This is a genomic window from Sphingomonas sp. MM-1 (genome assembly GCF_000347675.2).
GTDB lineage: Bacteria > Pseudomonadota > Alphaproteobacteria > Sphingomonadales > Sphingomonadaceae > Sphingomonas_E > Sphingomonas_E fennica.
In genome coordinates this window covers 1245789-1268437 of sequence record NC_020561.1, presented here as the reverse complement: position 1 = coordinate 1268437, position 22649 = coordinate 1245789, and the positions used below count along the sequence as shown (strand labels likewise).

Annotated in this window: 26 protein-coding genes; 20 read left to right on the top strand and 6 right to left on the bottom strand. The window is 67.7% G+C overall.

Going from position 1 to position 22649, the window contains the following annotated elements; all coding sequences use genetic code 11:
* The first annotated feature begins 4 nt into the window (after positions 1–4).
* From G432_RS06255 to xth, 5 genes are all read left to right on the top strand, one after another.
* Entirely contained in the window at positions 5–469 is a 465-nt protein-coding gene (locus G432_RS06255; RefSeq protein WP_015457982.1) for a peroxiredoxin, read from the top strand.
* Positions 466–1326 (top strand): ferritin-like domain-containing protein, encoded by an 861-nt coding sequence (locus tag G432_RS06250; RefSeq protein ID WP_015457981.1) that lies wholly within the window; start codon positions 466–468, stop codon positions 1324–1326. The genes G432_RS06255 and G432_RS06250 overlap by 4 nt, the downstream gene beginning before the upstream one ends.
* Before the next feature lie 71 nt (positions 1327–1397).
* On the top strand, positions 1398–2540 hold the full coding sequence (locus G432_RS06245; protein ID WP_015457980.1) for a M23 family metallopeptidase: 1143 nt from the start codon (positions 1398–1400) through the stop codon (positions 2538–2540).
* A gap of 75 nt (positions 2541–2615) precedes the next feature.
* Positions 2616–2951: an iron-sulfur cluster insertion protein ErpA gene (gene erpA, locus G432_RS06240; protein ID WP_015457979.1), complete on the top strand. Its 336-nt coding sequence runs from the start codon at positions 2616–2618 to the stop codon at positions 2949–2951.
* 40 nt (positions 2952–2991) lie between these two features.
* Positions 2992–3768, top strand: coding sequence for an exodeoxyribonuclease III (gene xth / locus G432_RS06235; RefSeq protein ID WP_015457978.1), 777 nt, complete (start codon positions 2992–2994; stop codon positions 3766–3768).
* Between the two features lie 9 nt (positions 3769–3777).
* Here xth and G432_RS06230 read toward each other — a convergent pair whose 3' ends face one another.
* From G432_RS06230 to G432_RS06220, 3 genes are read right to left on the bottom strand one after another with little or no spacing between them, the layout of a single operon-like run.
* Positions 3778–4380, bottom strand: coding sequence for a peptidylprolyl isomerase (locus tag G432_RS06230; protein ID WP_015457977.1), 603 nt, complete (start codon positions 4378–4380; stop codon positions 3778–3780).
* Positions 4381–4391: 11 nt separating this feature from the next.
* A complete protein-coding gene (locus G432_RS06225; RefSeq protein WP_015457976.1) occupies positions 4392–5552 on the bottom strand; it encodes a hypothetical protein in 1161 nt (386 codons plus the stop codon).
* Positions 5549–6337: a sterol desaturase family protein gene (locus G432_RS06220; RefSeq protein ID WP_015457975.1), complete on the bottom strand. Its 789-nt coding sequence runs from the start codon at positions 6335–6337 to the stop codon at positions 5549–5551. Before G432_RS06220 ends, G432_RS06225 begins: the two co-directional genes overlap by 4 nt.
* Before the next feature lie 162 nt (positions 6338–6499).
* Between G432_RS06220 and G432_RS22060 the strand changes: the two genes are divergently transcribed.
* Positions 6500–7624, top strand: coding sequence for a glycosyltransferase family 2 protein (locus G432_RS22060; RefSeq protein WP_015457974.1), 1125 nt, complete (start codon positions 6500–6502; stop codon positions 7622–7624).
* Positions 7625–7662: 38 nt separating this feature from the next.
* Here G432_RS22060 and lptG read toward each other — a convergent pair whose 3' ends face one another.
* The gene (gene lptG / locus G432_RS06210; protein WP_015457973.1) at positions 7663–8766 is read right to left on the bottom strand and encodes an LPS export ABC transporter permease LptG; all 1104 of its coding nucleotides are present in this window, start codon (positions 8764–8766) and stop codon (positions 7663–7665) included.
* Positions 8763–9971 carry an LPS export ABC transporter permease LptF gene (gene lptF / locus G432_RS06205; protein ID WP_015457972.1) on the bottom strand — a complete coding sequence of 403 codons (1209 nt, stop codon included), beginning with the start codon at positions 9969–9971 and terminating at the stop codon, positions 8763–8765. Before lptF ends, lptG begins: the two co-directional genes overlap by 4 nt.
* A 123-nt stretch (positions 9972–10094) precedes the next feature.
* Between lptF and G432_RS06200 the strand changes: the two genes are divergently transcribed.
* From G432_RS06200 to hslU, 8 genes are all read left to right on the top strand, one after another.
* Positions 10095–10625 carry a DUF2141 domain-containing protein gene (locus tag G432_RS06200; RefSeq protein ID WP_015457971.1) on the top strand — a complete coding sequence of 177 codons (531 nt, stop codon included), beginning with the start codon at positions 10095–10097 and terminating at the stop codon, positions 10623–10625.
* A 2-nt stretch (positions 10626–10627) separates the two neighbouring features.
* Positions 10628–11593 (top strand): diacylglycerol/lipid kinase family protein, encoded by a 966-nt coding sequence (locus G432_RS06195; protein WP_015457970.1) that lies wholly within the window; start codon positions 10628–10630, stop codon positions 11591–11593.
* A 23-nt stretch (positions 11594–11616) separates the two neighbouring features.
* A complete protein-coding gene (locus G432_RS06190; protein WP_015457969.1) occupies positions 11617–12519 on the top strand; it encodes a hypothetical protein in 903 nt (300 codons plus the stop codon).
* Positions 12520–12576: 57 nt separating this feature from the next.
* Positions 12577–12984 carry a holin family protein gene (locus G432_RS06185; RefSeq protein WP_015457968.1) on the top strand — a complete coding sequence of 136 codons (408 nt, stop codon included), beginning with the start codon at positions 12577–12579 and terminating at the stop codon, positions 12982–12984.
* Between the two features lie 111 nt (positions 12985–13095).
* A complete protein-coding gene (locus G432_RS06180; protein ID WP_015457967.1) occupies positions 13096–13431 on the top strand; it encodes a DMT family protein in 336 nt (111 codons plus the stop codon).
* 116 nt (positions 13432–13547) lie between these two features.
* On the top strand, positions 13548–14102 hold the full coding sequence (gene hslV / locus G432_RS06175) for an ATP-dependent protease subunit HslV (protein ID WP_015457966.1): 555 nt from the start codon (positions 13548–13550) through the stop codon (positions 14100–14102).
* Positions 14086–15234, top strand: coding sequence for an FAD-dependent oxidoreductase (locus tag G432_RS06170; protein ID WP_202192027.1), 1149 nt, complete (start codon positions 14086–14088; stop codon positions 15232–15234). Before hslV ends, G432_RS06170 begins: the two co-directional genes overlap by 17 nt.
* Positions 15235–15303: 69 nt before the next feature.
* Positions 15304–16602 carry an ATP-dependent protease ATPase subunit HslU gene (gene hslU, locus G432_RS06165; RefSeq protein WP_015457964.1) on the top strand — a complete coding sequence of 433 codons (1299 nt, stop codon included), beginning with the start codon at positions 15304–15306 and terminating at the stop codon, positions 16600–16602.
* 34 nt (positions 16603–16636) lie between these two features.
* On the opposite strand, the gene radC is transcribed toward hslU, so the two are convergent.
* Positions 16637–17341, bottom strand: coding sequence for a RadC family protein (gene radC / locus G432_RS06160; RefSeq protein ID WP_015457963.1), 705 nt, complete (start codon positions 17339–17341; stop codon positions 16637–16639).
* A 131-nt stretch (positions 17342–17472) separates the two neighbouring features.
* Here radC and G432_RS06155 point away from each other — a divergent pair, with 131 nt between their 5' ends.
* From G432_RS06155 to G432_RS06130, 6 genes are all read left to right on the top strand, one after another.
* The gene (locus G432_RS06155; RefSeq protein WP_015457962.1) at positions 17473–20445 is read left to right on the top strand and encodes a YdbH domain-containing protein; all 2973 of its coding nucleotides are present in this window, start codon (positions 17473–17475) and stop codon (positions 20443–20445) included.
* A gap of 47 nt (positions 20446–20492) precedes the next feature.
* Positions 20493–20681: a YnbE family lipoprotein gene (locus tag G432_RS06150; protein WP_041865194.1), complete on the top strand. Its 189-nt coding sequence runs from the start codon at positions 20493–20495 to the stop codon at positions 20679–20681.
* Positions 20678–21070: a YdbL family protein gene (locus G432_RS06145; RefSeq protein WP_015457960.1), complete on the top strand. Its 393-nt coding sequence runs from the start codon at positions 20678–20680 to the stop codon at positions 21068–21070. The genes G432_RS06150 and G432_RS06145 overlap by 4 nt, the downstream gene beginning before the upstream one ends.
* 129 nt (positions 21071–21199) lie before the next feature.
* Positions 21200–21520: an AtpZ/AtpI family protein gene (locus tag G432_RS06140; RefSeq protein WP_041865193.1), complete on the top strand. Its 321-nt coding sequence runs from the start codon at positions 21200–21202 to the stop codon at positions 21518–21520.
* Positions 21521–21552: 32 nt separating this feature from the next.
* Positions 21553–22341: a F0F1 ATP synthase subunit A gene (locus G432_RS06135; protein WP_015457958.1), complete on the top strand. Its 789-nt coding sequence runs from the start codon at positions 21553–21555 to the stop codon at positions 22339–22341.
* 43 nt (positions 22342–22384) lie between these two features.
* Positions 22385–22612 carry a F0F1 ATP synthase subunit C gene (locus G432_RS06130; protein WP_015457957.1) on the top strand — a complete coding sequence of 76 codons (228 nt, stop codon included), beginning with the start codon at positions 22385–22387 and terminating at the stop codon, positions 22610–22612.
* Positions 22613–22649 lie beyond the last annotated feature (37 nt).

The window sequence follows — 22649 nt, the reverse complement described above, 5'->3', positions numbered from 1 at the left end:
GATTATGCCGGATCAGGGCGACAAGGCGCCGGACGTGACGTTGCAGATGGCGGATGGCAGCACCCGCACGCTCGCCGATTTCCAGGGGCGGCCGCTGGTGCTCTATTTCTATCCCAAGGATGATACCAGCGGCTGCACCGCGGAGGCCCAGTCCTTCACCGATCTGGCGGCGGAATTCGCCGCGGCCGGCGCGGCCGTGGTCGGCGTTTCCAAGGATTCGGCCGCCAGGCACCAGAAGTTCATCGCCAAATATGACCTCAAGGTCGATCTGGCGACCGACGCGGACGACAGCGTCTGCGCGGCGTTCGGCACCTGGGTCGAAAAATCCATGTATGGCCGCAAATATATGGGGATCGAGCGCGCGACCTTCCTGATCGGCGCCGACGGCCGGATCGTCCGCGTCTGGCGCAAGGTGAAGGTGCCGGGGCATGCGGCGGAGGTGCTGAAGGCGGTTCAGGCGCCGGCATGACCGCGACGGTCGCCGAAGCCGTCCGGCTGGTCCTGTTGACGGCCGATCCGCCCGCCAAGGTGAAGGCCGCCCGCGCCGCCGCGCGCGACTGGCGGCTGGGCCGGCTGGCTCACGCCTTCCCGGTCGCCATGCCCGATCGTCCGGCGCGGGGCGACCGGCCGGAACTGCTGCCGCCTTCGCGCATGCCCAAGCGCGGCCGTGCGGGCAGCCTGCGCGCCCGCATCGCCATGCTGCACGCGCTCGCCCATATCGAACATGGCGCGATCGATCTCGCCGCCGACGTCATCGGCCGCTTCGGCGCGGCTTTCCCCCGCGCTTTCGTGGATGATTGGATGCGGGTTCTGGCGGAGGAGGCAATGCACTTCGCCATCGTCGCCCGGCGTCTCCATGCGCTCGGCGCGGCCTATGGCGATCTGCCCGCCCATGACGGCCTTTGGGAAGCGGCGGAGGCGACGGCGGGCGATCCGCTGGCCCGGCTCGCGGTGGTGCCGATGGTGCTGGAAGCGCGGGGGCTCGATGTCACGCCGGCGATGATCGATCGCTTCGCTGCCTCTGGCGACGCCGCCTCCGCCCGCGTCCTCCGCCGCATTTTCGATGACGAGATCGGCCATGTGGCCACGGGCGTGCGCTGGTTCGAATCCTGCTGCCGGGCGCAACGATTCGACCCTCCCGCGCAATGGCGGAAGCTGGTCGACACATATTTTCGCGGCGCGTTGAAACCTCCGTTCAACGACTCGGCGCGTGAGTCAGCCGGCTTAACCCGGGATTTCTACGCCGCCCTTGCCGAACGGGATTCGGTTTTCCACAAAGCGCCATCACCATCGCGGGATGAGCGCCCGGCGTTGGAGCACCAGTAACTTTGCTCTCTCAGTAACCAGCTCCTCGGGTCGTACCTCCGGAGAGTTCAAACCCACACCGGGGGATTTGAATGTCGTTTGCCGTGCATCCGCTGAACGCGGGTCTGATAGGAAGGTTCCGGGGGGCGCTGCGCCCGCGCGATCTCTTCCTTCACGACGGATCGAACCTCCGGCGCATCCGGCTCTGCACGCGTCGCCAGCTTGCGATCCTTGCCGCGGCCGTGGCGCTCGTCGGCTGGGCCGCCGTCGCCACCATCCACGCCTTCACCGCCACGCCCGCCGTCCAGGTCGCGGCGATGGAGCGCAAGGTCGCGCGGATGCAGGCCGAATATGCCGCGATGAAGCGCGATGCGATGGCGCAGGCCGCGCGTATCGAACAGCGCCAGGCCTTCCTGTCGGCGCTCGTCGAAGGCACGGCCGATGCGAAGACGCTGGCGTCGATGGTGCCCGGCGATCTCCCCGATGCGCCGCTCAGCCCGTTGACCGCGCCTTATGCCAAGGTCGCGATGCAGCAGGAAACGCTGGCCGATAAGGCCCAGGCGCTCGCCGAAGGCCGCTATCGCAACGCCACGGCGGCGCTCCGCAAGCTCGGCGTCGATGCCCGCCGCTTCCAGCGCAATGCCCAGCTCGGCATGGGCGGCCCCTATGAACCGGTGACCAAGGCAAGCGTCGCCGAAAGCGCCGATCCCCAGTTCCGCCAGCTCTTCCTTTCGTGGAAGAAGATGGACCAGCTGGAGCGGGAGGTGATCTCGGTCCCGTCCGCCCGTCCGCTTGCGGACAAGAATATCTCCTTCACCAGCGGCTTCGGCGTCCGCTCCGATCCCTTCCGCGGCAGCGCCGCGATGCACGCCGGTATCGACCTCGCCGGCCCGATCGGCACGCCGGTCTACGCCACCGCCGATGGCATGGTGAGCCGCGCCCAGTGGGCCAGCGGCTACGGCAATCTGGTCGAGCTGAACCATGGCAAGGGCATCCAGACCCGCTATGGCCACCTTTCGAAGATCCTCGTGCAGCCGGGCCAGGCGGTGAAGCGTGGCGATCTGATCGCCAAGATGGGCTCCACCGGCCGTTCCACCGGCAGCCACCTGCATTATGAGGTGCGGCTCGACGGCCGCGCCGTGAACCCGATCCCCTTCCTCCAGTCCACCGATTATCTGCTCGCCGTGCAGACGCGCGCGAACAAGCAGGTCGCGCTGGGTGGCCCGGAAAGCTGAGATCCCGAAAATGGGAGAGGAGGAGGGCCGTCGGCAGGAGTTGCCGGCGGCCCTTTTCGTTCCTATCTGCTTCCCATGAGCGAGAATCCCGCCGTTGACATGACGCCCGCCGCCGCCGCCCGCGTTGCCGCGATCGCCGCGCGTCAGGGCAAGCCTGCCATCCTCCGCCTGGCCGTGGACGGCGGCGGCTGCGCCGGCTTCCAATATCGCTTCGGCCTCGCCGATACGGTTGCGGAGGACGACATGGTGGCGGAACGCGACGGCGCCACCCTGGTGGTCGATCCGATCAGCCTCGATCTGCTGGCCGGCAGCGCGGTCGATTATGTTGAATCGCTGGGCGGTGCGGCTTTCCAGGTCACCAATCCCAACGCGGCCTCGGGCTGCGGCTGCGGCACCAGCTTTTCGATCTGATCCGTTTCCAGCGGCGGCCGGCTCCTCTAAGGTCGCGCGCATGAAGATCGCGACGTTCAACATCAACGGCATCAAGGCGCGCCTGCCGCGCCTCCTCGAATGGCTGGAGGAAACCCGGCCCGACATCGCCTGCCTGCAGGAACTCAAGACGTCGGATGAGACCTTTCCCGAGGCGGATATCCGCGCCGCCGGCTATGGCGCGATCTGGCACGGGCAGAAGGGGTTCAACGGCGTTGCCATCCTCGCGCGCGGCGCCGATCCGGTCGAGCGCCAGCGCGGCTTGCCCGACGATCCCGATCCCTCGCACAGCCGCTATCTGGAAGCGGAGGTGGACGGCGTCGTCGTCGCCTCCATCTACCTGCCCAACGGCAATCCCGTTCCCGGCCCGAAGTTCGATTACAAGCTGGCCTGGATGGAGCAGCTTCGCCGCCACGCGGCCGGGCTGTTCGCCAGCGAGCGCCCGGTGGTGCTGGCCGGCGACTATAATGTCATCCCGACCGACCTGAAGGACGACGTCTTCTCGGCGACGGCGATGGCGAGCGATGCGCTCGCCCAGCCGGAAAGCCGGTCGGCGTTGCGCGCGATCCTGGCGCAGGGCTGGACGGATGCGATCCGTGCCATCCAGCCCACGGGCCAGGTCTATACCTTCTGGGATTATCAGGCCGGCGCCTGGCCGCGCGACGCGGGCTTCCGCATCGATCACCTCCTGCTCAGCCCCGTCGCCGCCGATCGGCTGGCCGATGCCGGCGTGGACAAGGAATATCGCGGGCGGGAGAAAGCCAGCGATCACGCGCCCACCTGGGTGGTGCTGCGCTGAGGCGGCGGCTTATCGCACCCGGCGGGCGGTGATGATCCTGGGCGGATCGATGATCGACTGGCCCTTGGTGGTTTCGGTATAGCCGCCCGGATAGGTCGGCTTGGCCAATATCTTGCGGACCACGTTCATCCCGCTCACCACATGGCCGAAGGCGGCATAGCCGACATAGCCGGGCTTGGCGTCCAGCGTGGGCGCGGGGCCGATGGTGATGAAGAATTCGCCCATGGCGGTGCCCGGCGCGTTGCGCGCCATCGAAAGCGTGCCATCGACATGGCGGAGCCCGGTCTGGGATGTCGGCTCGTGCGCGATGGGGATGAAGGCGCGGGTCATCCGCCGGTTGATGCCTCCCTGGATCAGGCCGTTGCCCGATCCGTTCTTCGCCCGCGCCGCGCGGTAGAAGCTGGTGTCGTCGAACCGCTTCGAATCGACATAGCGGAGGAAGTTGGCGGCGGTGATCGGCGCCTTCTTCGTCTCCACCGCCACCGTGATCGGCCCCTCGCTCGTGTCCAGCCGCACCAGCACCTGGCCGGGCGCCGGGGCCGCCGCCGGGCTGGTTGCGGCGACGGCGAGCGAGAACAGGCAGGCGAGGCGGCGTGCGAACCGGAAGGGCATTGTTCGGTTCGCTACAGCGCCTTCTCGTAGATGCGGTAGATCTTGTTCACCCGGCTCTCGATCGTCTCGGCGATCGATTTCATCCCCTGATTGTCCTCGAGGATCCAGCCGATCTCGCCGCGCGTCGCGCCATAATGGGCCACGGCATCGCGGCGGATATATTCGATCATCATGAAGGCGAGTTGGCTCGCCAGCCGCGTCGCCTGCAGCCGCTTCACCACGCCCATCAGCGGCACGCGCATGGTGCGCACCTGCGGGCGCCGCAGCCGCCAGAGCAGCTTCGCCCAGCCGAAGGGGAACAGCCGGCCGTCGAGGTCGCGGGTCAGCTCGTTTAGGTCGGGCAGCGTCATCATGAAGGCGACGGGTTCGCCCTCCACCTCGGCCACGCGGATCAGGTCCTCGAACACGATCGGCTTCAGCTTCTTGCCCGCATAAGCGATCTCGGCGTCGGTCAGCGGCACGAAGCCCCAATTGTCCGACCACGCATCGTTCAGGATGCCCAGCAGCAGCGCGGCTTCCTCGTCGAAACGGGATTTGTCCACCTTGCGGATGTTGATCCGGGCGTTGCGCTCGCCGGATGCGACGATGCGCTGCACCAGCGGCGGAAATTCGCGGGAAATGTCCAGCTCATAGGTGGCAAGATCGCGCGCGCCGGCATAGCCCGCCGCCTCGATCCACGCCTGATAGGCCGGCAGATGGTGGCCCATCATCACCGTCGGGCTATGGTCGTGGCCCTCGACCAGCAGGCCCGGCTCGTCCCAGATCGAAAGGCTGAACGGCCCCATCGCGCGGGTCATGCCCTTGGCGCGCAGCCAATCCTCGGCCGCCGCGATCAGCGCCGCTGCCGCCTCGGCATCCTCCGCCTCGAACATGCCCCAATGGCCCACGCCGGGGCCGCCGCCCTGGATGGCGGGCATTTCCAGCACCAGCCGGTCGATCTGCGCCGAAATCCGGCCGACCACCCGGCCGTTGCGGCGCGCAAGCAGGAAGGCGGCCTCGGCATGGCCGAACCAGGGGTTCTTCTTCGGATTGATGAGGCCGTGCACCTCATCCTTAAGCGGCGGCACCCAATGCGGATCGGCCGCATAAAGCTTCCACGGAAGATCGACGAACGCCCGGCGGTCGGCGGCGCCGGCCACCTGGCTGATGACTATGCCTGGCACCGGGATCAATCGCGCTGGCGCTTGCGGGGATGGCCGGTCGCGACCCCGCCCGAAAGCCGGGCGACGTGCGGATATTCCTCGGCCACCTCGGTGGTGTAGCCCAGGTTGAACACGGTCGGGCTCTTCTTCCGCTCGCCGGCCTTCTCGTAGAAGGTGCCGAACAGGCGATCCCAGAAATAGTTGGTGATGCCGTAATTGCCGTTTTCGTTGTGGAAATGGTGCTGCATGTGCCGTTGCTTGATCGCGGCCACCCACTTGTTGCGCGGCTTGTAGGCAAGGTGCTGGATGCAGTGGAAGAATTCATACACGCAGGTGGTGATCAGGCCGGTGGCGAGCGCCGCCGCGCCGCCGCCGAAGCCGCCGATGGCATAGCCGATCGGCACGGTCGCCACGGCGATCGTCGGCAGGGTGGTATGGAGGCCGCCGAACAGCACCTCCAGATGGTTCGGGTCCTGATGGTGATCGTAATGGATGCGCTTCCAGGTCGGCGCCAGCAACCTGGATTTCCACATCCACTTGCTGTGCAGCACCCAGCGGTGCAGGCAATACCAGACGAAGGGATAGACCAGCGTGGCGATCACGATCGCCGCCAGCGTCTGCGCCAGCCCGGCCGGCCGCCAGAACCAGGCGCCGATCGCCGCGACGGCGAGGCCGAGATAGGCGATGATCGCCGGATATTGGAAATAGGCGACGACAAGCTCGCGCAGCGTCATCCTGTCCAGATGGTGCGAACGGTTCCAGAAACCGCCCTGGATCGATTCCGTGCTCTTCACCGCGACCTTGTCCTTAATCAACCTGTCATGAGCGGGTAATGTAAACCCGGATAGGTTTTTTCCATGAAATCGCAATGCGGCACTTTCAGGGCGACAATCGGAAGATTGCGATCTAGATCGCCCGCCGGCGCCGCTCGGCCCCTGGGGGACGGATAGGGCGTGTGCGGCGCCTTGGGGGTGGGAATGCAAGATGATGTCGACGTGCGGCCGGCTGACGGCGGCACGATGGCTGTGCCTGTCGTCGCGGAATCGGCCTCGATCTGGCTCAGCCTGCTGGTGCCTGTCTATAATGTCGAGCCGTATCTGCTTGAATGCATTGGCTCCGTGCTGGACCAGATCGGGGATGGCGGCGTGGAGGTCGTCCTGCTGGACGATGCCTCGACCGATGGCTCCCCGATGCGGTGCGAGCAGCTTCGCGCGATTCGCCCGGATATCGTCCGGCTGCTGGCCCACCCGCTCAACCGGGGGGTGAGCGCGGCCCGCAACCAGCTTCTGGACGAAGCGCGGGGCGATTATGTCTGGTTCCTCGATTCGGACGACATATTGCTTCCCGGCGCGATCGCGGGCCTCGAGGCGATCGTCGCGGCGCACCGGCCGGACATGGTGCTGTGCGATTATCGGGCCGGCAGCGGCGGCGTGGAGGACGGCGCGGCAATGGCGAGCTTCGACGGCGTCGCCGGCCGCCTGGAAACGGACTGCGAGGCGCTGGTCCAGGGCATATTCAGCGCGCGGCGCCTGCATCTCTGGTCCAAGATCTGCCGGCGCGAGCTGTGGGACGGAATCCGCTTCCCGGTCGGTGCCTGCTTCGAGGATGTCGCCACGGTCCCATGGGTCGTGCTGCGCACGCGCAGCTATTATTATGCCGCCGCGCCGTGGGTCTTCTATCGCCGCCGGCCGGGCAGCATCATGGCGCGCATCGCCCGCACGCGCGGCGCCTTCGATACCCGCCGGCACGACGATCTCGCGCTGGCCTTGCGTGGCTTCGGGGAAGCGCTGGAGACGGCGCTGCCGCATGCCGGCGTGGAAACCCGCCTTGCCGTCTCCCGCTTCTGCGCGCGCGAATATGTGAAGATCGGCAAGCGCCTGCTGGGTGCCCGCTGGCGATCCGGCTGGGGATATCTGCGCGGTGAGCTGCGGCGCTACCGCCGGCTGGCCGAGGCGGATTCGCCGATCGGCTTCGACGGCGTCGCCCGCCACTATCTGCGCCGGGGCAAGCCCGTTCGCTGGGCCGCCCTGGCGTTGATGCTGCTGTTGACCCGCAGCCCCGCCTGGGTGCGGCTGTCCCGCCGCCGATCGGTGCCGGGCTGAAGCCCGGCGCCTTGCTCCCCGGCTCCTGTCCCCCGGCCTTATTCCTCGGTGCGGATCAGCACGGTCTCGCCGATCAGCAGGAACAGGATCGGCGGCCCCCAGGCGGCGAGCAGGGGGGGGTAGGCGCCGATATTCCCCATGGCGAGGCCGAAATTGTCGGCGACGAAATAGGTGAAGCCCAGCGCCATGCCGATCACGGCGCGGATGAACAGCCGGCCCGATCGCGCGAGGCCGAAGGCCGCGACGCCCGCCAGCAGCGGCATCAATACCGATGATATCGGCCCGGATATCTTGTGCCACAGCCCGGCTTCCAGCGCCTCGGTCGGCCGCCCGGCGGCCTGCAGGTCGGCGATGGCGGTGCGCAGGTCCAGGAAATTGCGCTCGTCGGCATTGACGTTGGACAGGGTGAAGCGATCGGGCGCCACGCCGCGCGCCACGGTGAGGGAGGGCAGGTCCGATGCGACGCCGCGCGTCACGTCGAACCGGCGGACCTTCTCCAGCAGCCAGCCGCCGCGATCGTAGCGGCCGCTTTCCGCGCTGATGATCGTTTCCAGCGTGCCGCCGATCCGGTCGTAGACGGTCACGTTGGCCAGCTTCACGCCCGCGCCCCGGCCGCTCGCCTGGTCGGCGTGGATCAGGTCGTCCCCGGCCCGCACCCATACGTTGCTGACGACGCCCCGGTCCTTCGGGATGGGGCCATATTCGGCGGCCTCCCAGGCGTTCAGCGTGCCGGTGGCCCGCGCGACGATGCGTTCGTTGAAGGCGAAGGAGAGGGCGGCGATGCCGATGCTCGCCACGATCAGCGGCGTCAGGATCTGGTGGGCGGAAACGCCCGCCGATTTCATCGCGATGATCTCGCTGTTCTGGTTCAGCGTCACGAAGGTGATCAGCGCGCCCAGCAGCACCGCGAAGGGGAGGAAGCGGGCGATGAGCTGCGGCATGCGCAGCGACACATATTGCCACAGCTCCGCCTGGCCGTTGCCCGGATAAGCGAGGATGTTGCCCGATTCGCCCAGCAGGTCGAGCGTCTGGAGGATCAGCACCAGCGCCGCCAGCACGCCGAAGCTCGTCAGCACGAACTTCTTGCCCATATACCAGGTCAGCGTGGGCGAGGCGAAGAAACGGCCGAGCAGCGCCTTCATGCCGGGGCTCCCATCCGCCGGCCGAAGGGCAGCCAGCGCCTGAGCGCCTTGCCGGCCTTCGCCGCCCAGCGTTCGAGCGCGCCGATCGGCTGCCCGCCGGGCACGTTGGCGATGGTGTGATACATCCAGAAGGTCAGCGCCGCGAAGAGGACGAAGGGCACCCACAGCGATATCAGCGGGTCCACCCGGCCCAGCGCGCCCAGCGCCTCGCCATATTCGTTGATCTTGTGCTGCGTCACCAGCATCACGATCGAAAGGAACACGCCCAGCGAGGAGCTGGACCGCTTGGGCGGCACCGCCAGCGCGACCGCCAGCAGCGGCAGCAGGAACATCGTCGCCACCTCGACCAGGCGGAAATGGAAATTGGCGCGCAGCTCGTTGCGGATCTGCGCGGGCGTCTTGGGATTGCGGGCGATCTTCACCAGTTCCGGGATCGTCATTTCGAGGTCGCGGCCGCCGCGCTGGCGGAACGCCTCCATCTTGGGCAGGTCGATCGGCAGGTCGTGGCTCACGAAGCTCAGCACGCGCGGCGTGCGGAAATTGGGCGCGTCGTGGACGAGGGTGCCGTTGGCCAGCCGCAGGATGATCACGTCGGGATCGTCGGTGGCCATGAAGGTGCCGCGCTCCGCCGTGACGGCGACGGACTTGCCGTCCCGCGCCTCGGTCATCACGAAGATGCCGGAAAGGTCGCGCCCGCCCTCGCGGCTTTCCTCCACGCGCAGGGTCATCCGGCTGCCGAGCCGGGTGAATTCGCCCACCTTGATCGATGCGCCCAGCGCACCCGATCGCAGCTCGAACCGCAGTCCTTCATAGGCATAGCGCGAATAAGGCTGGACGAAGCCGACGATGAACAGGTTGAGCGCGGCCAGCGCGATCGCGAACATGTAGGGCACGCGCAGCAGCCGGCCATAGCCGATGCCGAGCGCGCGCAGCACGTCCAGCTCGGAGGAAAGCGCCAGCCTGCGGAAGGCCATCAGGATGCCCAGCATCAGCCCGATCGGAATGCCGAGCGAGAGATATTCGGGCAGCATGTTGGCGAGCATCTTCCACACGACGCTCACCGGCCCGCCCTCGCTTGCCACGAAGTCGAACAATCGCAGCATCTTGTCGAGGACGAGCAGCATGGCCGCCACCACCAGCGTGCCCAGCAGGGGCACGGCGATCAGGCGGGCCAGATAACGGTCGATGAGGCTCGCAATTCTCAAAATATGGTCGCCTCGTCACCATGTTCTGGCCGCAATCGCAGCCGATTGTGAAAAGCGTCGGGGGCATGCGTATCCCGCCGGGCGCGTTGCAGCCCGGCTATAGCTTCCGGGAGAAGAGAGGTCATGCTGAAACTGTCGAGCTTCGCAACCATTCCGGCGCTGGCGCTTGTCGTCTCGGCGACAATGGGCGCGGGCGCGGCACGGGCGGCGGCGCTCGGCCCCGATGCGGCGGCCTGCGCGGCGGGCGCCACGGGGGCGGCCGTCCTCGTCAAGGTCGATGGGTTCAAGTCGCGCACGGGCAATCTTCGCGTTCAGGTTTATGGCGGCAATGAGGCGGAATTCCTCGCCAAGGGCAAGAAGCTGAAGCGCGTCGACCTGCCGGTTTCCGCGTCCGGGCCGATGGAGGTCTGCGTCGCGCTGCCGCAGCCGGGCAATTATGCGGTCGCGGTGCGCCACGATGTCGACGGCAACGGCAAGTCGAGCCGGAACGACGGCGGCGGCTTTTCCCGCAATCCCGGCCTGTCGATCGTCTCGCTCAAGCCGAAATATGAGGATGTGGTGATCAGCGTGGGCGCCCGGCCGCAGCCGGTGCCGGTCGTGCTCAATTATTTCCAGGGGTTGTCGATCAAGCCGATCAAGTCGGCCGCGAGGTAAGAATGGCCGTTGTCGCTCTGCTCTCCAATCCGCGCTCCACGGGCAACCGGGCGATCCTGCCGCGCATCCGCAGCTTCTGCGCGCAGCATAGCGAGATTTTCCATTACGAGGTCGAATCGATCGATCAGATCGGGGCGGCGCTGCGCACCATCGCGCGGGTGAAGCCGCAGGTGCTGGTGATCAACGGCGGCGACGGCACCGTCCAGGCGGCGCTGACCGAGCTGCATCTCGGCGGCCATTTCGGCGCCTCGCCGCCGCCGGTGGCTGTGCTGCCCAACGGCAAGACCAACCTGATCGCACTCGATCTGGGCGCCAGCGGCGATCCGATCGTGGCGCTGGAACGGGTGCTGGATATCGTGCGCGGCGGCGATCTTTCCGATCATATCGTCCCGCGCGAGCTGATCGCGCTTTCCGACGGCGGCGTCCGCCCGGTGCTGGGCATGTTCCTGGGCGGCGCGGGGCTTGCCGATTCGATCCTGTTCTGCCGCAACAAGATCTATCCGCTCGGCCTGCCCAACGGCTTCAGCCATGTGCTGACGGCCCTGGCCGTGTTCCTGTCGCTGATCTTCGGCATCCGCGCCGCCTTCCTGCCGCCGCGCCCGGCGGAGGTCAGCGTCTCGCTGATCCGGCAGGGGGAAATCCATGGCCGCTTCGCGCTGCTGATCGTCACGACGCTGCACAAGCTGCTGCTGGGCAGCAAGACGGGCGGCCTCGGCACGTCCGGCCTGCAGCTGATGATGGTGGAACAGCGCCCGCTCTCGCTGCTGCGGGCGATGGTCGCGGCCGCCTTCGGGCGGCTCGGCAAGGATCGGCTGGCCGGTGTCCACCTGCAGCGTGGGGATGAGATCCGCATCGAGGGCGAACGTTCCAGCGTGATTCTGGACGGCGAGCTGTTCCAGGCGGAGAAGGGCCGGCCGATCGTGCTGACGCCCACCCCGCCCATGCCCTTCCTGCGCCTCGCGGCCTGACGGGCATCGTCGGGCGAAAGACGGTGGGATCACTGGAAACGCTGGTGGCGGCCGAGCTTGGCCAGCCGGTCGATCCGCGCGCGGCGGCGCTGGCGGCGGCCATCGCCGCACGGCATGGCGATGCCGCGCGCGCCGTGCTCTTCTACGGCTCCTGCCTGCGCGAGACCCGGCTCGACGGGCTGATGCTCGATTTCTACCTGATCGTCTCCGATTATCGCGCGGCCTATGGCAGGCGGTGGCTGGCGACGGCCAACCGGCTGGTGCCGCCCAACGTCTTCCCGTTCGAGGCGGATGGCCTGGCCGCCAAATATGCGGTGCTGGACGAGGCGGATTTCGCCCGGCTCTGCTCGGTCCATGCGGATAACGTCTCGGTCTGGGCGCGCTTTGCCCAACCGGCGCGGCTCGTCTGGGCGGCGGACGATGCGGCCCGCGCCCGCGCCGTCGCCGCGGTGGCGCAGGCCGCGCCGACGCTGCTGGCGCTGGCCGCGCCCACGCTGGACCGGGCGCCCGCCGATCCGCTCGATCTCTGGCGGCAGGGCTTCACCCTTACCTATGGCGCGGAGCTTCGCGCTGAACGCGGCAGCCGCCCCGGCTCGATCGTCGATGCCGATCCCGATCGCTACCGCCGCTTCCTCGGGCCGGCGCTCGCCGAGGCCGGGGTGAATGCCGGCGCGGGCACATCGCTCCAGATCCGCGCCATGGCGCTCTCCCGCTGGCGCAAGCTCCAGCGGCGGGGCAAGCGCCTCACCCTCATCCGCCTCGCCAAGGCCAGCCTCACCTTCGCGGGCGGCATCGATTATCTCGCCTGGAAGATCAATCGCCACGCCGGCACCGCCATCACCATCAAGCCCTGGCAGCGCCGTTTCCCGATATTGGGGGCGATGGTGCTACTGCCCCGGCTGATGCGCAAGGGCGCGGTGCGCTGACGCTGTCCTACAGATAACCATATAGGTTATCGTTTGCCTCCCTGAAGGAGGTGTCCCATGTCCCTTATCGAAGGCATATTCGGCCCCGTGGCCAAGCTGATCGACAAGATCATTCCCGATCCCGAGGCGCGGGATCGGGCCAAGCTGGAACTCATCAAGCTGGAAGGCGGCCAGGAACTGGAAGCGGTGAAGGCCCAGCTTTCGGCGATCGTGGCCGAGGCGCAATCCGCCGATCCGTGGACCAGCCGGGCGCGGCCCAGCTTCCTCTACGTGATGTATGCGCTGCTGCTATGGTCGATCCCGATGGGCATCATCTCGGCGGCGCAGCCGGCGCTCGGCTCCGCGATCGCCAAGGCGATGAACGCCTATCTGGCCGGCTTGCCGGAACCGCTCTACGCGCTCTTCGGCACCGGCTATCTCGGCTACACCGTCGCCCGCGAATGGGGCAAGGCCAAGAAGACCTGAGTCCCGGCCCGAGGCCGGCAGGAAAATCTGGAGCCCGATGCGATTCGATCCTATCGCGTCGGGTTCCCGATCCGCCCCATCGGCGGCGGGGCGACCGGAGCCTGCCCCCGCATGACGACCCTCGGCCTTCTCATCCTCTCCAACCTGTTCATGACGATCGCCTGGTACGGGCATCTGAAATTCCCCGACGCCCGGCTGTGGGTGGTGATCCTCGCTTCCTGGGGCATCGCGCTGATCGAATATTGCCTGGCGGTGCCGGCGAACCGGATAGGTTATGCGAGCGGCCTCAGCGGTGGCCAGCTCAAGATCATGCAGGAATGCGTCACCCTCACCATCTTCGCCCTGTTCGCCATCTTCGTGCTCAAGGAGCCGCTGAGCTGGCGCTATCTCGGCGCGGGCGCCTGCGTCGCCGGGGCGGCCGCCTTCATGTTCGTCGGGCGGAGCTGAAAGGGCGTGATGGCAATCCTCAACTTCCTCAACTTCGTCGGGTTCGCGCGGGACGATGCGTTGCCATCCGCCGGCCCCGCGCCCATATCGGCGGCGACCAAGATCATGGGATTGGCATGAGCGAAGACAAGATTGGCTGGCACGGCACGACGATCCTTTCGGTGCGGCGCGGCGGCAAGGTGGTGGTGGCCGGCGACGGCCAGGTCTCCATGGGCAATACGGTGATGAAGCCCAACGCCCGCAAGGTGCGGCGGCTGTACGACGGTTCGGTGATCGGCGGCTTCGCCGGCGCCACCGCCGATGCCTTCACCCTGTTCGAACGGCTGGAACGCAAGCTGGAGCAGCATCACGGCCAGCTGATGCGCGCCGCGGTGGAGCTGGCCAAGGATTGGCGGACGGACAAATATCTCCGCAACCTCGAAGCGATGATGATCGTCGCGGACAAGGATGTGACGCTGATCCTCACCGGCAATGGCGACGTGCTGGAGCCGGTGGGCGGCGTCGCCGCGATCGGATCGGGCGGCAATTTCGCGCTCGCCGCCGCCCGCGCGCTGGTGGATTATGAACCCGATGCCGAGGCGATCTGCCGCAAGGCGATGGGCATCGCGGCGGAAGTGTGCGTCTTCACCAACGATCAGCTCACGGTTGAAACGCTTGATAGCGCAATCTGATAGCCGGATCGCTCCGGCGCGGCGGCAGGTGCTGGCGGCTGGAACCGCCGGCCTTGCCGCGCTGGCGCTGCCGGGATGCGCCACCCTGCCGGCGGCCCGCCCCCATCGGGCGGCGCAGCGCGGCTGTTTGCCCAGGGTGAATGTCGCCCCCGATCGGGTGATCCGCACCGTGGCCGGGCTGCGGCCCTATCGGCCATCGGGCTTCGTGGTCCGGGCGGAGGCGCTGGGCGCCAAGCGGCTCGTTCATAATTACGGCCATGGCGGCGGCGGCATCACGCTCAGCTGGGGCAGCTCCCGCCTCGCCGTCGATCTGGCCCTGCCGGGCCAGCAGGGCGGGGTGGCGGTGATCGGCGCGGGCGTGATGGGCCTCACCACCGCCCGGCTGGTGCAGGAAGCGGGCTTTCCCGTCACCATCTACACCGCCAAGCTGCCGCCGGAGACGACCTCGAACATTGCCGGCGGCCAGTGGTTTCCCTCCTCCGTCGTGGACGGGGACCGGCTGACGCCGGCCTTCTCCGCCCAGCTCGTCGCGGCCGCGCGCTACGCCTACCGGCGCTATCAGATATTGGCGGGCGAGGAATATGGCGTCCGCTGGATGCGCAACTATTCGATGTCGAACCGGCTGCTTACGCCCGGTCCGATCGATACGCTGCTGATGGACCTGTTCCCGGAGGCGAAGGAGGTCGCGGCCGGCGATCATCCCTTCCCCTATCCCAATGTCCGCCAGTTCGACGGCATGATCGTCGATCCCGGCCGCTTCCTGCGCGCGCTGGAACGGGATATCCGCATCGCCGGCGGCCGCATCGTCATCCGGCCCTTCCACAGCGTCGAAGAGATCGCTGCGCTGCCCGAGGCCACCGTCATCAACTGCACCGGCCTCGGCAGCCGCGCGCTGTTCGGCGATGCGGAGCTGGAGCCGGTGCGCGGGCAGCTCGCCGTCCTGCTGCCGCAGCCGGAGGTGGATTATGCCCTGTCCGCGCCGGGCGGCCTCTACATGTTCTCCCGCGCCGACGGCGTGATCCTCGGCGGCACGCACGAACATGGCGTGGAGCTTGCAGAGCCGGAACCCGAAACGATCGCCCGTATCGTCGAGGGGCACCGCAAGCTCTTCGCCGGCTTCCGCTGCGGTTGATCCGGGACGACACCGCACCGATATCGCCCGCCAGTCCCCCCAAGTTTCCAATACCAGGCAGAGAATTAGATGAACGACGCCCTCACCCCCAAGGCCATCGTATCCGCGCTGGATGCGCACATCGTCGGCCAGCAGGACGCCAAGCGCGCTGTCGCGGTGGCGCTGCGCAACCGCTGGCGCCGCCAGCGCCTGCCGGAGGGCCTGCGTGAGGAGGTGACGCCCAAGAACATCCTGATGATCGGGCCGACGGGCTGCGGCAAGACGGAGATCAGCCGCCGCCTCGCCCGGCTGGCCGATGCGCCTTTCGTCAAGGTGGAGGCCACCAAGTTCACCGAGGTCGGCTATGTCGGCCGCGATGTCGAGCAGATCGCCCGCGATCTCGTCGAGGAAGCGGTGCGGCTGGAGAAGGAGCGCCGCCGCAACGCCGTGAAGGACAAGGCCGAGGAAGCGGCGCTCGCCCGCCTGCTCGACGCGCTGGTCGGCAAGGATGCCAGCGAGGCGACCCGCACGGCCTTCCGCCAGCGGTTCGAGGACGGCCATCTCGACGACAAGGAGATCGAGATCGATCTCGAGGATTCGGGTTCGCCCTCCTTCGAGATTCCCGGCATGGGCGGCCAGGTGGGCATGATCAACCTGACCGAGATGATGGGCAAGCTCGGCGGCGGCCGCACCCGGCGCCGCAAGCTCCCCGTTCGCGCCGCCTGGGCCAAGCTGGTCGAGGAGGAAGCCGACAAGCGGCTCGATCAGGATGAGGTGAGCCGCATCGCGCTCGCCGATGCCGAGGCGAACGGCATCGTCTTCCTGGATGAGATCGACAAGATCGCGGTGAGCGACGTGCGCGGCGGATCGGTGAGCCGCGAAGGCGTGCAGCGCGATCTGCTGCCGCTGATCGAAGGCACCACCGTCGCCACCAAATATGGGCCGATGAAGACGGATCACATCCTGTTCATCGCCTCGGGCGCTTTCCATGTCGCCAAGCCCAGCGATCTGCTGCCGGAACTGCAGGGCCGCCTGCCGATCCGGGTGGAGCTGAAGGCGCTGACGGAGGCCGATTTCGTCCGCATCCTTTCCGCCACCCAGGCGAGCCTGACGGAGCAGTATCGCGCGCTGATCGGCACCGAGGGCGTGGAGGTGAAGTTCACCGACGATGGTATCGCCGCCATCGCCCGCATCGCCGCGGAGGTGAATGCCGAGGTCGAGAATATAGGCGCGCGGCGGCTTTCCACCGTCATGGAAAAGCTGCTGGAGGAAGTGAGCTTCGACGCGGAGGACCGCAAGGGCACCACCATCGTCGTCGACGCCGCTTATGTGGAAAAGCAGCTCGCCGCGATCGCGCGCAACACCGATCTCAGCAAGTTCGTGCTGTAACGGGCATGCAAGCGGGCCGGGCGGGCGAGGGGGGCTAGATCAGCCCCATCGCCCGCAGGCTGGCATGGCCTTCGCCGGCGATGATCACATGATCGTGGATGGCGATGCCCAGCGGCTTGGCCGCGGTGGCGAGATCGCGGGTCAGCGCGATGTCCTGCCGGCTTGGCGTCGGATCGCCGGAAGGATGGTTGTGGACGAGGATCAGCGCCGCCGATCCCAGGTCGATCGCCCGGCGGATGATCTCGCGGACATAGACGGCCGCCTGGTCCACCGATCCTTCCGATGTCAGCTCGTCGCGGATCAGCATGTTCTTGCTGTTGAGGTGCAGCACGCGGACCCGCTCGATCGTGCGGTGGGCCATGTCGGCGCGCAGATAATCGAGCAGCGCCTGCCAGCTTGCCAGCACGGGCTGGCCCATCACCCGCGATCGCAGCAGCCGGAGGGCCGCCGCCTCGGCGATCTTGATCGCGGCAATCGATCCCTCGCTCAGGCCGCCCTGCCGGGCCAGCGCCTGCGGATCGGCGCCCAGCAGGCCGCCGATGCCGCCGAATTCCGCCAGTAGCCGGCGGGCCATCGGCTTCGTGTCCCGGCGGGGAATGGCGAGCGCCAGCAGATATTCGACAAGCTCATGATCCTGCAGCGCTTCCGGCCCCTGCTCGGCCAGCCGTGCGCGCAGCCGGCTGCGGTGGCCGCTGGCGTCGGTGGCGGGATCGGCATCGCTCATGGCGGGTTTGTGCATGGGTTGTCCCGGTTGCGCAACAATCCCGGCGGGTCGATCCATCGGCTGATCGCGTCGGAGCCGCGAAATCATCTCGCGCGCCGGGGCGATGACGCGCTAGACGAGGTGGAATGGCAGGCGAAACCCCATCGATGCGGAAGCGGTTGGCGTGGCTGGCGCTTTTGCCGGGCCTGCTGCTCCTTCTCCTGCTGGCGCTGTGGCTCGCGCGAAAGCCGATCGCCGCCCATTTCGTGGATCGCGCCCTCGCCGATCGCGGCGTGGCCGCGCGCTACCGCATCACCGGGGTGGGGCCATTCGTCCAGCGGATCGAAAATCTGTCGCTGGGCGATGCCGCCGCGCCCGATCTCGTCGCGGACTGGGCGGAGATACGGATCGGCTGGGGGTTGGACGGCCCCTATCTGGCCGGCGTCACCGCAAGCGGCGTGCGGCTGCGCGGCCGCATCGTCGACGGGGCGTTGCGCCTCGGCGCGGTGGACAAGCTGTTGCCGCCGCCGTCGGGCAAGCCCTTCGCGCTGCCGGACATGGATGCGGACCTGCGCGACGCGCGCATGGCGCTCGAAACGCCTGCCGGTCGCGTCGGCCTCGTCCTCGATGGCAAGGGGCGGCTGAACCGCGATTTTCGCGGCCGCCTTATGGTGCATGTGCCACGATTCGCGGCGGGCGGATGCCAGGGGGCGGGGCTGCTGGCGCCGGTCGATATCGTGACGGGCGAGGCGGATATCCGCTTGCGGGGGCCGGTCGATCTCGGTGGCCTGCGCTGCGGCGAGGCGGTGCGGCTGGACCAGCTTTCCGGCCGTGCGGACCTGGTGCTCGGCACCGCCCTGGATAGCCTGCGCGGCCCGGTGTCGCTGCTGGCGGAAAAGGGCGAGCTTGCGGGATTGGCGGCCAAGCAGTGGCGCTTCGCCGGCCGGATGGAGGCCGATATCGGCGCGGCCAGCGGCCGGATCAGCGGCGATATCGGTTTCGTGGAGGCAGCAGCGCCGGCCGGGTGGCGGGACGCCCTTGCGACGGCGCCCACCGGCCTGGACGGCAGCCCTGTCGGGCCGTTGGCCCCGCCGCTCGCGGAGGCGCTGGCGCGCGCCGCGGGCAATTTCGGGGGCAAGGGCCGGGTGGCGGTGCGTTACGGCAAGGCCATCGACCTGAACATCGCCAACATCGCCATCGCAAGCGCCTCCGGCGCAAGGCTCGCTCTGGCCGATGGCAAGGGGTTCGGCTGGTCGTCCGACAAGGGCGTGTTCCTCGACGGCGCATTGCAGCTTGCCGGCGGCGGCCTGCCGGCGGTGGCGGGCCGGATGACGCTGGCCGGCGATGCGGGGCAGGGGCGTTTCACCGTCGCTCCCTATGCGGCCCGTGACGCCCGGCTGGCGCTGGCGCCCGTCCTGATCGCGGCCGGGCCGAACGGTTATCGCCTGCGCACGGCCGCCACGCTCGACGGGCCACTCGGCGACGGGCGTGTTCGGGGGCTTTCCCTGCCGCTGGATATCCGGCTGGCGATGAACGGCGCCTGGTCGGTCAACCCGGCCTGCGCCCCGCTGGCCTTCGAATCGCTCGCCGTCGCGGGGCTCGCGCTTGCGCCGGCCAGCCTGCCGCTCTGCCCCAAAGGCGACGCCCTGGTCGCGAGCACGCGCAACGGCGTGGCGGGCGGCGGCGCGATACGCGGCCTCCGCCTCTCCGGGCGAATGAGCGGATCGCCGCTGACGATGGCCAGCCGGTCCTTCGGCTTCGATATCGGCAAGCCGGGCTTCACCGCCGATGCCGTCGCCGTCCGCCTCGGGCAGGGCGATGCCGTAAGCCGGTTGGACATAGCGCGTCTTGCCGGCCGGACCGATCCCGGCGGTCTCGGCGGCACCTTCACAGGGGCCGCCGGCAAGATCGCGGCGGTGCCGCTGCTGCTGTCCGAAGGGGCGGGCCGCTGGCGCCTCGCCAATGCCGATCTGGCGATCGACGGAGCAATCGCGGTGGCCGATGAAGCGGCGGGACCCCGCTTCAATCCGCTGCGATCGGATGACGTGCGGCTGACGCTGATCGACGGCAAGGTCCGCGCCACCGGCCAGCTTCGCGAGCCGGCGACCAATGTGGCGGTCGCATCGGTGGCGATCGATCACGATCTCGGCCGCTCCAGCGGCGAGGCTGTGCTCGATGTCGCCGGCATCACCTTCGGCCCGGCGCTGCAACCCGAACAATTGACGCGGCTCACCCTCGGCGTCGTCGCCAATGTCGCGGGCAGCGTCAGCGGCCGGGGGCATATCGGCTGGACGGAGGCCGGCGTCGCCAGCACCGGCACCTTCCGCACGGATTCGCTCGATCTCGCCGCCGCCTTCGGCCCGGTGAAGGGATTGAGCGGTGAAATCCATTTCTCCGACCTGCTCGGCCTGGAAACGCCGCCGGGGCAGGAAGTGCGGCTGGCGGAGGTGAATCCGGGGGTCGCGGTCGAGGCGGGCGTCGTCCGCTATCGGCTTCTCGCCGGGCAGCAGGTGCAGATCGAAGGCGGACGCTGGCCCTTTTCCGGGGGCGAGCTGTTCCTGGAGCCCACGACGCTGGATTTCGCCCGGCCGGTGGAACGGCGCATGACCTTCCGGGTCGAGGGGCTCGATGCCGCCCAGTTCATCCAGCGCTTCGATTTCGACAATATCGCCGGCACGGGGATTTTCGACGGCACCCTGCCGATGGTGTTCGACGATGCCGGCGGGCGCATCGAGAATGGCAGGCTGCTGGTGCGCCGCGGCGGCGGCACGCTCGCTTATGTGGGCGAGCTCAGCAACGAGGATCTCGGCACCTACGGCAAGATGGCCTTCGATGCGCTGAAATCGATTCGCTACGATAATCTGGCGATCGCGCTCAACGGCAATCTGGACGGCGAGATCGTCAGCGAGATCCTGTTCACCGGCATCAACGAGCAGCCGCTGGGGGGCGAGCGGCTGGAGGGGATGGCCAAGGAGCTGACCGGGCTGCCCTTCAAGTTCAACATCACGGTGCGGGCGCCGTTTCGCGGTCTCGTCAGCACCGCCAGCAATTTCGTCGATCCCACGGGGCTGATTCGCAACCAGGGGAAAGGCGATTCGAATCCGCCCGTTCAGGCGCAGGAAAGCGAGGATAAGCGATGAGCTTCGTGATAGAGGCCGATGATTGCGAACGGAAAACGGGATTGTCGATGAGGGGGATGCGCTTGATTTTCTGCGGCGGGGCGGTTCTGCTCGCCGGTGGGTGCATCCAGGTGAAGGCGCCCGAAAAGCCGATTGAGATCAATCTCAACGTGAACGTGAAGCAGGAGGTGGTGGTGCGTCTCCAGAAGGATGCGCAGGAATTCATCACCGAAAATCCGGAGTTGTTCCCGCAATGACACGCAAGACCAAGCTTTCGTTCATCGCCATGGCCGCCGCCGCGGCGCTGGGCATGGCCGGATATGCCTGGGCGCAGGCGGGCGACGCCGCGCTGACCGCCGCGATCGCCGCCGGCCAGGTGGGCGAGCAGTCCGACGGCTATCTGGGCGTCGCCAAGCCGGTGGGCGCGGATGTCCGCGCGGCCGTCGAATCGCTCAATATCAAGCGGCGTGCGGCCTATACCGATCAGGCGGCCAAGCATGGCGTGGCGCTGCGCGAATGGGCGGCGACCGTGGGCTGCCAGACGCTGCGTGGTCGGGTGAAGCCGGGGCAGGCCTATCTGCTGCCGGACGGCGTGTGGCGGGTGAAGGATTCGAGCCCGATCGCGCTGCCGGCCAATTGCGGCTGAAGGGACGGAGAAGGAGGGCGGGCCACCCCTGCGGTTGACTTGAGTGCCCCCCCTACCTAAAGGGGCCTCGCCTTGGCGGGATCGCTCGTCGGCATGGCTGTCGCGCGCTCCGATAAGGAGAGGGATGGCATGGCGAAGGACGAACCCGGGCAGGAAACGCCCAGCACCGAAGATGCCCGGCTGACATCGCTCCATGAGCGGTTGAAGGTCGCGGCGGATGCGGAAAGGGTCAGAACCGGAACCAAGCAGGCGAAGCCCGGACGGGGATATTCCCAGGGAAATCGCGTGCTGGCGGAGCTGATCGCTGGTCCTGCCGTGGGTGCTCTGGTCGGTTGGGTATTGGACCGCTGGCTGGGCACGGCGCCCTGGCTCCTGCTGGCGATGCTGTTCCTTGGAATAGCGGTCGCCTTCAGGAATATCTTTCGAATCTCCAACGAGCGCCCGGAGTGATTCGGGCGCTCGGCGCATAAGCGGGGGCCAAGGTGGCGGCAGAAGGCGGCAAGATCGATCCGATGCACCAGTTCCTGATCGAACCTCTGTTCGGTCGGACCTGGGAGATTGCGGGCTACAACATCGCCTTCACCAATTCGGCGCTGTTCATGGTGGTCACGCTGGCCTGCATCTGGCTGTTCATGCTGGGCGGCATGAAGCGCGAGCTGGTGCCCGGCCGCTGGCAGGCGGCGGTGGAAGGCTGCACCGGCTTCATCGCCAACATGATGCACGCGAATATCGGGCCGAAGGGCAAGGCCTTCACGCCCTATGTCTTCTCGCTCTTCATGTTCATCCTGGTCGCGAACCTCGTCGGCATGCTGCCGCTGGGCATCGTGCCCGGCCTCCACGCCTTCACCGTCACCAGCCATCTCACCGTCACGGGCGTGCTGGCGATCATCACCTTCGCGATCGTGCTGATCGTCGGCTTCGGCAAGCACGGGCTGCACTTCTTCTCGCTGTTCGTGCCGCAGGGCACGCCGATGCTGATGGTGCCGCTGCTGTTCGTGATCGAGCTTTTCTCCTTCCTGGTGCGCCCCTTCTCGCTCGGCCTGCGACTGTTCGTGGCGATGACGGCGGGCCACATCCTGCTCAAGGTGCTGGCGGGCTTCGTCATCAGCGGCGCCAATGCCGGCATCGGCACCGCGCTGATCGTCTCGATCCCCAGCTTCGTCCTGATGATCGGCATCACCCTGCTCGAACTGCTGGTGTGCGCCATCCAGGCTTATGTCTTTGCACTGCTCGCCTCGCTCTACCTGAACGACGCGATCAACCTGCACTGAGTTTTCACGTAACCTATCAACGATTTCGACAAGGGAGTTTATCATGGACGCAGAAGCCGCGAAGCTGCTCGGTGCCGGTCTGGCCGCCATTGGCGTTGGCATGGCCGCGCTCGGCGTGGGCAACGTCTTCGCTTCGTTCCTCGAAAGCGCGCTGCGCAACCCGGCCGCGGCCGACAGCCAGCAGGGCCGCCTGTTCATCGGCTTCGCCGCCGCCGAACTTCTGGGCCTGCTCGCGTTCGTCGTCGCGGTGATCCTGGTTTTCGTCGCGTAACAGAACTGATCTCGGGGCCGGCCCCGGCCGGCTCCGT

What these genes read in the sequence shown, in the direction of transcription:
- G432_RS06180 (WP_015457967.1), top strand. Translation starts at nt 13,096, where the DNA reads ATGACGACCCTCGGCCTTCTCATCCTCTCCAACCTGTTCATGACGATC.
- G432_RS06185 (WP_015457968.1), top strand. Translation starts at nt 12,577, where the DNA reads ATGTCCCTTATCGAAGGCATATTCGGCCCCGTGGCCAAGCTGATCGAC.
- G432_RS06130 (WP_015457957.1), top strand. Translation starts at nt 22,385, where the DNA reads ATGGACGCAGAAGCCGCGAAGCTGCTCGGTGCCGGTCTGGCCGCCATT.
- G432_RS06230 (WP_015457977.1), bottom strand. Translation starts at nt 4,380, where the DNA reads ATGCCCTTCCGGTTCGCACGCCGCCTCGCCTGCCTGTTCTCGCTCGCC.
- G432_RS06195 (WP_015457970.1), top strand. Translation starts at nt 10,628, where the DNA reads ATGGCCGTTGTCGCTCTGCTCTCCAATCCGCGCTCCACGGGCAACCGG.
- G432_RS06145 (WP_015457960.1), top strand. Translation starts at nt 20,678, where the DNA reads ATGACACGCAAGACCAAGCTTTCGTTCATCGCCATGGCCGCCGCCGCG.
- G432_RS06150 (WP_041865194.1), top strand. Translation starts at nt 20,493, where the DNA reads ATGAGGGGGATGCGCTTGATTTTCTGCGGCGGGGCGGTTCTGCTCGCC.
- G432_RS06255 (WP_015457982.1), top strand. Translation starts at nt 5, where the DNA reads ATGCCGGATCAGGGCGACAAGGCGCCGGACGTGACGTTGCAGATGGCG.
- lptG (WP_015457973.1), bottom strand. Translation starts at nt 8,766, where the DNA reads ATGAAGGCGCTGCTCGGCCGTTTCTTCGCCTCGCCCACGCTGACCTGG.
- G432_RS06140 (WP_041865193.1), top strand. Translation starts at nt 21,200, where the DNA reads ATGGCGAAGGACGAACCCGGGCAGGAAACGCCCAGCACCGAAGATGCC.
- G432_RS06250 (WP_015457981.1), top strand. Translation starts at nt 466, where the DNA reads ATGACCGCGACGGTCGCCGAAGCCGTCCGGCTGGTCCTGTTGACGGCC.
- hslV (WP_015457966.1), top strand. Translation starts at nt 13,548, where the DNA reads ATGAGCGAAGACAAGATTGGCTGGCACGGCACGACGATCCTTTCGGTG.
- erpA (WP_015457979.1), top strand. Translation starts at nt 2,616, where the DNA reads ATGAGCGAGAATCCCGCCGTTGACATGACGCCCGCCGCCGCCGCCCGC.
- G432_RS22060 (WP_015457974.1), top strand. Translation starts at nt 6,500, where the DNA reads ATGCAAGATGATGTCGACGTGCGGCCGGCTGACGGCGGCACGATGGCT.
- G432_RS06245 (WP_015457980.1), top strand. Translation starts at nt 1,398, where the DNA reads ATGTCGTTTGCCGTGCATCCGCTGAACGCGGGTCTGATAGGAAGGTTC.
- xth (WP_015457978.1), top strand. Translation starts at nt 2,992, where the DNA reads ATGAAGATCGCGACGTTCAACATCAACGGCATCAAGGCGCGCCTGCCG.
- G432_RS06155 (WP_015457962.1), top strand. Translation starts at nt 17,473, where the DNA reads ATGCGGAAGCGGTTGGCGTGGCTGGCGCTTTTGCCGGGCCTGCTGCTC.
- radC (WP_015457963.1), bottom strand. Translation starts at nt 17,341, where the DNA reads ATGCACAAACCCGCCATGAGCGATGCCGATCCCGCCACCGACGCCAGC.
- hslU (WP_015457964.1), top strand. Translation starts at nt 15,304, where the DNA reads ATGAACGACGCCCTCACCCCCAAGGCCATCGTATCCGCGCTGGATGCG.
- G432_RS06200 (WP_015457971.1), top strand. Translation starts at nt 10,095, where the DNA reads ATGCTGAAACTGTCGAGCTTCGCAACCATTCCGGCGCTGGCGCTTGTC.